Source organism: Dyadobacter sp., from assembly GCF_051859145.1.
Lineage (GTDB): Bacteria > Bacteroidota > Bacteroidia > Cytophagales > Spirosomataceae > Dyadobacter.
The window spans coordinates 13,518-22,890 of sequence record NZ_JBHYGF010000423.1 but is presented as its reverse complement, the minus strand read 5'-3'; the positions used below and the strand labels follow the sequence as shown (position 1 = coordinate 22,890).

General features: G+C 46.6%; 7 protein-coding genes. 1 reads left to right on the top strand and 6 read right to left on the bottom strand.

Annotated features, from left to right (window positions below):
* The 5 genes from ACTIE6_RS20875 to ACTIE6_RS20855 all read right to left on the bottom strand — a co-directional run.
* Nucleotides 1–292 (bottom strand): glycosyltransferase family A protein (locus ACTIE6_RS20875; protein ID WP_439558476.1); only part of this gene is annotated, 292 nt, incomplete at its 3' end.
* A gap of 14 nt (nucleotides 293–306) precedes the next feature.
* A complete protein-coding gene (gene hemL, locus ACTIE6_RS20870; RefSeq protein WP_439558475.1) occupies nucleotides 307–1,602 on the bottom strand; it encodes a glutamate-1-semialdehyde 2,1-aminomutase in 1,296 nt (431 codons plus the stop codon).
* A gap of 15 nt (nucleotides 1,603–1,617) precedes the next feature.
* Nucleotides 1,618–3,333 carry an ABC transporter substrate-binding protein gene (locus tag ACTIE6_RS20865; protein WP_439558474.1) on the bottom strand — a complete coding sequence of 572 codons (1,716 nt, stop codon included), beginning with the start codon at nucleotides 3,331–3,333 and terminating at the stop codon, nucleotides 1,618–1,620.
* A gap of 119 nt (nucleotides 3,334–3,452) precedes the next feature.
* On the bottom strand, nucleotides 3,453–5,273 hold the full coding sequence (gene yidC, locus ACTIE6_RS20860) for a membrane protein insertase YidC (protein WP_439558473.1): 1,821 nt from the start codon (nucleotides 5,271–5,273) through the stop codon (nucleotides 3,453–3,455).
* Nucleotides 5,274–5,350: 77 nt separating this feature from the next.
* On the bottom strand, nucleotides 5,351–7,015 hold the full coding sequence (locus ACTIE6_RS20855) for a CTP synthase (RefSeq protein WP_439558472.1): 1,665 nt from the start codon (nucleotides 7,013–7,015) through the stop codon (nucleotides 5,351–5,353).
* A 301-nt stretch (nucleotides 7,016–7,316) separates the two neighbouring features.
* Here ACTIE6_RS20855 and ACTIE6_RS20850 point away from each other — a divergent pair, with 301 nt between their 5' ends.
* Nucleotides 7,317–8,210 carry a PIG-L deacetylase family protein gene (locus ACTIE6_RS20850; RefSeq protein WP_439558471.1) on the top strand — a complete coding sequence of 298 codons (894 nt, stop codon included), beginning with the start codon at nucleotides 7,317–7,319 and terminating at the stop codon, nucleotides 8,208–8,210.
* A 130-nt stretch (nucleotides 8,211–8,340) separates the two neighbouring features.
* Here the strand turns inward: ACTIE6_RS20850 and nspC are convergent.
* Nucleotides 8,341–9,373, bottom strand: a 1,033-nt coding sequence (nspC, locus tag ACTIE6_RS20845) for a carboxynorspermidine decarboxylase (RefSeq protein ID WP_439558470.1), incomplete at its 5' end; no start/stop codon positions are given.

The window sequence follows — 9,373 nt, the reverse complement described above, 5'->3', positions numbered from 1 at the left end:
AATAATCCGGTTCAATCAATGCATCTGAATCCAGCAAAATGAAGTAGTCGCCCGAGGCACGTTCGAAACCTGAATTGCGTGCGAAACCCTGGCCACCATTCTCTTTAAAGAAGTATTTGATGTCCAACTTCCCGCTAAAACGCGCGACTACTTCATCTGCTTTAACCTTTGAACCGTCTTCCACAACAATCACTTCGAAATGCCTGATCGTCTGTTTTACGAGACATTCCAACAGCTCCTGCAACTCGTCGGGACGGTTGTAGACAGGGATTATGAAGGAGTAAAAGCGCATTTCGAAGTTTGAAATTAGATACTCAGTATTTCTTTCAGCGATTCTTCATTCGCCTGGATAATCAGGTCCAAATGGCGGTCTGTCAATGCAGTAGACAGGAACATACTCTCAAACTGCGACGGCCCCAGGTAAATGCCTTTGTTGAGCATTGCATGGAAATACTTTCCAAACAGAACCAGATCCGAAGTTTTGGCGGAAGGAAAATCTGTTACCTGCTGGTTTGTGAAAAACAGCGTGTACATGGAGCCAATCTGGTTCAATGTGTAGTTCAGCCCAAGCTTCTGCATTGATTTTGTAAACCCGTCAGCCAATTTCTCTCCTGAATCTTCCAGCTGTGCGTATACTTCGGGATGTTCATTGAGGTAGTCGAGCATTGTCAAACCCGCAGCCATTGCAATCGGATTTCCTGAAAGCGTACCTGCCTGATACACAGGGCCGGCAGGCGATACCCAGTTCATGATTTCCGCTCTACCTCCGTAGGCTCCTACCGGCATTCCTCCGCCTATTATTTTTCCTAACGTTGTTAGATCTGGTGTAATCCCGAATCTTTCCTGTGCTCCGCCCTTCGATAAGCGAAACCCGGTCATTACTTCGTCGAGGATCAGTACAATACCTTCTTCATCACATATCCGGCGCAAGCCTTGCAGAAAACCCTCGGCAGGCAGCACACAGCCCATATTACCCACTACGGGTTCCAGTATCAGCGCAGCAATTTTGTTTCTATTTGCATCAACCAACTGCTGTACTGCTTCCAGATCATTAAAAGGCGCAGTCAATGTATCGTTTGCAACGCCACTCGTCACGCCCGGACTATCCGGCGTCCCAAAAGTAGCCGCGCCGCTTCCCGCAGCAATCAAAAAACTGTCGCCGTGACCGTGGTAGCAACCTTCAAACTTAATGATCTTATCGCGACCAGTAAACCCACGTGCCACGCGGATCGCAGACATAGTGGCCTCCGTACCTGAATTTACCATCCGCACCTTTTCAATGGAAGGTACCATTCCTACAATGCGCTCAGCCACTTCAACCTCCCGGCGCGTCGGTGCGCCGAACGAGAAAGAATGCTGAATTGCGTCTGAAACAGCTTTTTGGATCAGTTCATTGGCGTGGCCCAGGATCATCGGGCCCCAGGAATTGATCAGCTCAATGTACTCGTTTCCGTCTTCATCATATATATAGGGACCTTTGGCCGACTTTATAAAGATAGGCGAGCCGCCTACGGCGCGAAATGCCCTGACAGGAGAGTTAACACCGCCCGGAATGTACTTTTGCGCATTCTCAAATAAGCTCTGACTTGTGGAAGTATTCATGCTGAAATCGTTGAATTATCTGTCTACCGGTATCCATTTGGAACCGTTAAACTTCAAAATAGGTGTAATCTGGTTCTCGTTTGATTTTGTATAGTCAAAGCCAGTCAACAGGTATTCACTGTCGCCGTACTTCCTGGCTTGAAGTCCGTTGCTGATTTTGTCTTTGTACTTGCTGACCATTCTTGCAAAAAATGTAAGCTGGTCAAATCCCTGGTAAGAATATACGGAAGCAAATGTGTTCGTTTTGTTCCAATAGCTTTTCTGGAACTGGCGAATGCTCTCTTTTTCACGATCCACATAATCCGGCTCGATCAGGGTAAGTCTTGATCCGAAGCGCGAAATGCGGGACTGCTGCTGATTGAAACTGGTGGCTGTGGCGATAACCGGAGTGGCGAGCAGTTTGCGGCCATTCAAAACCTCAATCAGGTTTGGACCGGAAGTACCATCGGAAGAGAACAATGCCACGTGGGAAGGCTTGCTCGTTTCGAATGAAGGAATGTTGTTTTCCAGCCACTCGCGGTCATACTGGATCTTTGTGGTAGCGACTACCTTTCCGCCTTTTGCTTTCCATTCAGCTGCGTAAGAAGCCGCCATTGCCGAATCTTTGGACGTATTGCCATAGTAGATCGCGGCCGACAATCCCGGTACTGCTGACCTCATATATTGCGCAGCACGCTGGGTTTGGTAGGCAATGGAAGGGTGCCCCAAGTAAATGTTAGGAGAAGACTTAAGCAAATTTGCATCGGTTGAAAGCGGGTTGACCATAATCGCATTGCTGGCGGCTATGAATTCTGCAGTCACATCAAATGTATTTGCGTAAAGGGGGCCGATTACAATGTCCGACTGCTGAAAATTCTTGTTGCTGACAATGTTCTCCATTGGTTTCGCATCGTTGCTCACGTCGTAAGCCCAAAGATTAACCTGAATGCCTTCTGTGGCAAGCTGATCCTTGGCCATTATCAACCCCAGGTAGTAGTCGTAAGCAAACTGGTTTGAGCGCCGCTTCGAAGTCGTGAATTCGTCCAGGCGAAAAGGTAACAGTACCGCCACGTCGAGGTAACCTTTTGTCCACTGTCCCTCCTGTTTTGGAATGCTGCGCTTTGGCGCTTCTTCTGCGGCAGCTACTTTTTCCTTGTTACTGAACTTAAACTGCTTTTGAAGCTGCGCCGCGTATTGCTGATCAACACTGGTCGATTTTGGAGATTTCTCGATAAACTGGATCAGGATCAATGCGAGATCGCGATCGGTTGGATATTGCTTTTGCAGACTGACCAAAGTAGGTAGGTCGCCCACGGTCGCCAGGTAGTGCTGCTTCAAACCCTGGACATCCTTCGCCATGGAAGTATCCTTGATTTTAAGCAATTGCTCCAAACCTTCATTGATCTGGCCCGATTCAAGATTAATTGCGCCGAGCAGATAATATACATCGTTAATGCGGTTCCAGCCCGGGTAGCGGCTCTGCAATTGAACCAGCATTTGCCTGCTTTCCCGGTAACGTTTCAGCTGGTATGCCGATAATGCGTAGTAGTAATGGGCGTAAGGTGCGTAAGAGGTCTTAACACTGGCATTCGTGAGCGGCGCGAGCTTCTCAATTGCGGCTGCGTATTTGCCTTGCTTATAATCGTTAACTGCCGCCCGGTACCGCGTCTCCGACGGTGGTGGCGCCTGTGCAAAAGCGGACTGCGGAGAAAGCGCAAGTACCGCCAAAATCATCAAAATGAAAACTTTCATCAGGTTCGTGAGTCAGTGTCAATGGATCAAACAAAGTAAGGAAACTTGTTTGAAGAGAAAAAAACGGGCAACATTCCCGGTTGGAAATATTGCCCATATATTACGATTCTAAAAACCTTTTATTTCTTTTTAGCGCGTTTCTCGAGTTCAGCCTGCTTCTTTTTCGCTTCGTCAGCAGCTTGCAGTGATTTTTCAAGATACTTCTGGAACTTCGTTTGCTTCTTCTCTCCATTCGCATTTTTGCGTCTGTTTTCTTCCAGGATCGCCCTGATCTTGTCTTCGTTTACAAAGCGTTTGATCAGCAACTGCTGCGCGATTGTCACGATGTTTGAAACGAAATAATAGAATGTAAGACCAGCCGGGAAAGAGTTCAGTACAAACATGAACATCAGGGGCATAATGTAACCCAACATTTTCATGTTCACCGGACCAGGCTGCGTCGGGGTGATCTGGTTGTTATAGTAAGCATAACCAATACTCGAAGCCGTCATCATCATTGTAAACAAACTGATGTGGTTTCCAACCCCGAAAGGTACCGTGAATGGAAGCTTGATAAATGAATCGTAAGTGGACAAGTCACTCGCCCATAAGAAAGACTGTTGACGCAGTTCAATCAAATTTGGAAAAAGGAAGAAGAGCGAGAAGAGGATCGGCATGGTGGCAAGTACCGGGATACAGCCGCTTAACGGACTTACGCCCACCTGCTGGTAAAGCTTCATTTGATCCTGCTGTTGCTTCGCCATATCGTCCGGGTTTTGGGCGCGGATTTCTTCCAGTTCAGGCGCGAGCAGCTTCATTTTTGCCATGCTGATGTACGATTTGTAAGTCAGCGGCGTCAAAAGTGTTTTTACAAACAACACCAGCAAAATGATCAGCAAACCGTAGTTGCTCACAAACTTTTCGAGGAAGTTGAAAAGCGGAACAAGGAAAAATTTGTTGATCGGCTTCAAAAACGCATAACCAAGATAAACGTTTTCGTCAAAGTTTTCAGCCTGAACTTTGTCAACCAAATGGTAATCGTTTGGCCCTAAGAAGAACTGGAATTTAGCCTCTCCCTTCTGGATTGACGACATTGGGATACCCGCCGAAACGCGCATTGTTTTCACGATTGTCGAATCATTTGGATTCACATTCGCATTTAATGCAACATTATTGAATGGATGCTTGTCGGCGATCAAACCGGCGAGAAAGTACTTATGCTTGATGGTAAACCATTTCACCGGATCAGCCGTTTTTTCCTCTTCGTTTGCGGTCGGGCTGGTCGGCAGGCTGAGCAGTTCGTCCGTGTAGTAGTTGATTGTCACCACTTCACGGTTTTTCTTCATGTCGTTTTCAAGTTGCAGCAGATCGTTTTGCCAGTTGAAAGTCACTGACTTGTCGCCTAAACCCAGTCCATTTGACTTGATGCTGTAATCGATCACATATCCTGCTCCGTGCACCACATAAGTCTGCTCAACAAACTGGTTGTTTTTGAGGTTAACCCGGTAAGTTACAACCGCCGAATCCTTCTCTGTCAGCTGCTGGTCCTTCGCGTCTGTTGAAAAGAACACGTTGGTAAGTGTCACATCTCCCGTTTGGGTAGGGAAGTCAATTTTAAATTGGTTATGTGCCTCAGAGATGAGGTAAAGCGGCTTTTTGTCGTAGGTTTTGTATTTCTTCAACATCACCTCTTTCAACACCCCGCCTTTGTTGGTAAAAACAACGCGGGTATCCTGCGTTTCAATCACCAGGTCCTTTGCTTCGGCTTTTGCAACAGAGTCGCTGCTGGTAGAGGTATTACTGGAATCGGAGGCTGATATCGGAGTAGCTGCTGCTCTTCTTACTGTATCTGATCTGGTTTGCTCCACAGGCGTTGGTTCCACCGGTTTCGGAACCAGGATCTGGTAGCCAATCAGCATTAGCATGATAAGTACTAAGCCGATAATAAAATTTTTATCCATTATTTACTTAAATTGTTAAAAGAGAAGTCCCCAAGGGACGGCAAAGGTAATAAGTTTTTCCTTTATCGGTTTGCCGCTCAGCTCATGTGAGGATTTAACGATTCCACTGATTTTTTCTGCAGGGAATAATCCAGCGCCGCTTTCACGAAGTTGACAAAAAGCGGGTGCGGGTTCATTACCGTACTTTTTAGTTCAGGGTGGAATTGTACACCAATGTAAAATGGGTGGCTCGGCAGCTCGACCATCTCAACGAGGTCGTTCTCGGGATTGATACCAGTCGCTAATAACCCTTTTGCCTCAAAATCTTTAAGATACTTGCTGTTAAACTCATAGCGGTGACGGTGGCGCTCGCTGATGTTGGCTTTTCCATAAATGCGGTGAGCCAGTGTATCTTTCTTGATCTTGCACGCATAAGCGCCCAAACGCATGGTACCGCCTTTGTTGGAGATATCTTTCTGGTCCTGCATCAGGTGAATAACCGGGTGGTCAGTTGCTGCATCCATTTCAACCGAATGCGCACTCTCCCAGCCCAGCACATTGCGGGCATATTCGATCACCGCCATTTGCATTCCCAGACAAATCCCGAAAAACGGTATGTTGTGCTCACGGACAAACTGGATCGCAGCGATTTTTCCTTCAATACCTCTCTCTCCAAAACCGGGAGCTACCAGTACGCCATCCAGATTTTCCAGTTTCTCAACTACATTATCAGTTGTCAGACTCTCAGAATGGATCCATTCAATATTTACCTTGCATTCGTTGGCCGCACCTGCGTGAATAAATGATTCCACGATGGATTTGTAAGCGTCATGCAATTCCACATACTTACCTACCAAACCAATGCGAACAGAGTCAACCGGGTTTTTCAGTCGTGACAAAAATGTTTTCCATGAATCCAGGTCTACATCTTTATCATTATAAATATCCAGCATATACAAGGCGCGCTGATCCAGGCGCTCTTTGAGCATCAGCAGGGGCACCGCATAAATGGTATCCGCATCCATTGCCTCGATTACCGAATTCACCTGAACATTACAGAACAAGGCAATTTTCTTACGGATATCGTAAGGTAGCGGATGTTCACTGCGGCAAACGAGGATATCCGGCTGTATACCCGATTCCTGTAACATACGTACAGAGTGCTGGGTAGGTTTGGTTTTAAGTTCTCCCGCAGAATTGAGGTAAGGAATTAAGGTGAGGTGGATAACCAGTACATCATGCTCGTTCATTTCGAACTTCACCTGGCGAACTGCTTCGAGGAAAGGAAGTGACTCAATATCACCGACACAGCCTCCGATTTCAGTGATTACAATATCGTAATCACCTGTTTGACCGAGCAGAAGCATGTTTCTTTTCAGCTCATCGGTAATGTGCGGTACAACCTGCACGGTTTTTCCAAGGAAGTCGCCGCGGCGTTCAGCTGTGATGACATTGTGGTAAATACGTCCGGTAGTGACGTTGTTGGCCTGAGACGTACGTACGTTCAAAAAACGCTCGTAGTGGCCGAGGTCCAGGTCAGTTTCGGCACCATCGTCGGTAACATAGCATTCGCCATGTTCGTACGGATTCATGGTACCTGGATCAATATTAAGATAAGGATCGAACTTCTGAATCGTGACTGAAAGCCCTCTGGCTTGCAGCAATTTTGCTAATGAAGAGGCAATTATTCCTTTGCCCAAAGAAGATGTAACACCGCCCGTAACGAAAATGTACTTCGCGGTCTTTTGCGCTTTAGCAGCCATAAGACGTTGCTGTTTTTCTATGATTACGGGATACAAAGATACACGATTATTGAAAGAATCTTAGCCGCGCCATTTTAAATGTTCGCTCGTACAGACTAATCATTTGTCAGTCTGAGGAGTTATGAAATATAAATATTTTACGATAGCTGCTACAATGAAGCAGTTGAAGCGCATTCGTCTATGATTTTTCGTTAAATGCATTCAAAATGTTTCTTTATAAAGTAAATTGAAAATTATCCGGAGAGCTATTTCTACACGTGCTTCCCGGCAATTTTCCCAAAACCTTAAACCCATTTCTTCCATGCGTAAAAAATTACTGCTTGCTGCATTGCTTTTAACCGGAGCCGCAGCGTCGGCCCAGAATGCTGCAGATTCAAAAACACCACTAAACATCATCGTATTCGGCGCGCACCCCGACGACTGCGACCTCGGGGCAGGTGGCATTGCCTCCATTTATTCTTCCATGGGGCACAAGGTAAAATTTGTGTCGCTGACGAACGGAGATGCCGGCCACCAGGACATTGGTGGCGGTGAACTGGCGAAGCGCAGGCTCGCAGAGACCAAAGAAGTCGCCAAGCGGCTGGGGATTTCTTACGACGTGCTGGACAACCACGACGGTGAATTGTTCCCTACCCTTGAAAACAGACTGGCGGTGATCCGTAAAATACGTGAATGGAATGCAGACGTAGTAATCGCGCCCCGCACCAACGATTATCACCCCGATCACCGCAATACGGGCGTGGTTGTGCAGGATGCTGCTTACCTGGTTATCGTACCCAACATTCTTAGCAGTGTGCCTCCACTAACCAAAAACCCGGTTTTCCTCTACTTCCGCGACCGTTTCCAAAAGCCAAATCCATTCCGTCCCGACATCGCGATCGATATCACGAACATTCTTGCTAAAAAAGTAGACGGACTGGATGCACATACCTCCCAATTTTACGAGTGGCTGCCCTGGACAAACGGAGATCTTGCTAACGTCCCCAAAGATCCCGCCGAGCGTAAAAAATGGCTGACCTCCGCCATGGAAAAGCGCTCTTCGGTAACACCGGAAATAAGAGTTTCTCTTGAAAAATGGTACGGTGCGGACAAAGCAAAAGATATCCGCTTTGTAGAGGTATTTGAAATATGCGAGTACGGAAAACAACCGGATGCAGCGGAGATTAAGAGGTTGTTTCCGATGCTTCCGAAGTGACTATTTTGAATGATTGAATGACTGAATGATTGAATAATAAACTATTCAGTCATTCAATCATTCAGTCATTCAAAATTGAACCTTTCAAGGAAACCATTCTGGCCAAAATATGGGCACTTCGACCAACTTACTATGATAACCTATCTTTAAAGCTCTCATATCCAAAGCTTCGCACCAGCTTAAATTCTTGGTCAGTTTTCCATATACCAATGGAAGGTAAGTTAACGCCGTTAAATGTGGTTGTTTTTACCATGGTGTAGTGGATCATGTCCTGAAATATGATTTTATCTCCAATGTTCAGGGGCTGATCGAAGGAGTAGTCGCCCATGAAGTCGCCGGCGAGGCAGGTCATTCCGCCCATTCTGTAAGTTGGTTTTCCTGCTACCGGCTCTTGGTATGCGCCGGTGATTACCGGCTTGTAGGGCATCTCCAAAGTGTCGGGCATGTGGGCTGCGAAAGAGGTATCGAGAATTGCGACCTGAATTCCCTGACTATCCATTACATCGAGCACGGTTGATACGAGTTCGCCGGTCCTCCAGGCAATTGCAGAACCGGGTTCCAGTATTACGTCCAGGTTGTATTTTTGACGGATTGTACTAACTAATGCAATTAGCTTCTCAATATCGTAACCTTCCCGCGTCATTAAATGTCCGCCGCCCATATTCAGCCACTTGGCCTGGTGCAGCAAATCACCGAATTTCTCCTCCAAAGCAGCTAATGTTCGCTCCAAAGTGTCTGATCCATTCTCGCAGAGTGTATGAAAATGAATTCCTTCTATGCCTTTTGGCAGTGTATCGGGCAATTTGTCGCGTGTTACGCCTAGCCGCGAGCCTGGTACACAAGGATTGTACATCTCCGTTGCAACTTCTGAGTACTGCGGGTTTACACGGATACCACATGAAAGTGCATGTTCAGGGTTTACAGATCTAAACTCCTCCACCCTATCCTGGAACCGCTCCCATTGACTCAAAGAATTGAAAGTAATGTGGCTGCTGCGTTCCAAAATCTCAGAAAACTCACTGTCCAGATAAGCCGGCATGTAAGTATGCGCTTTTACCCCAAGGAAATCATTGATCAATTTAACCTCATTTAAAGAACTTGCTGTGGCGCCGTTCAGGTATTCCTTTACAATTGGAAACGCACTGTACATGGAGAATCCTTTC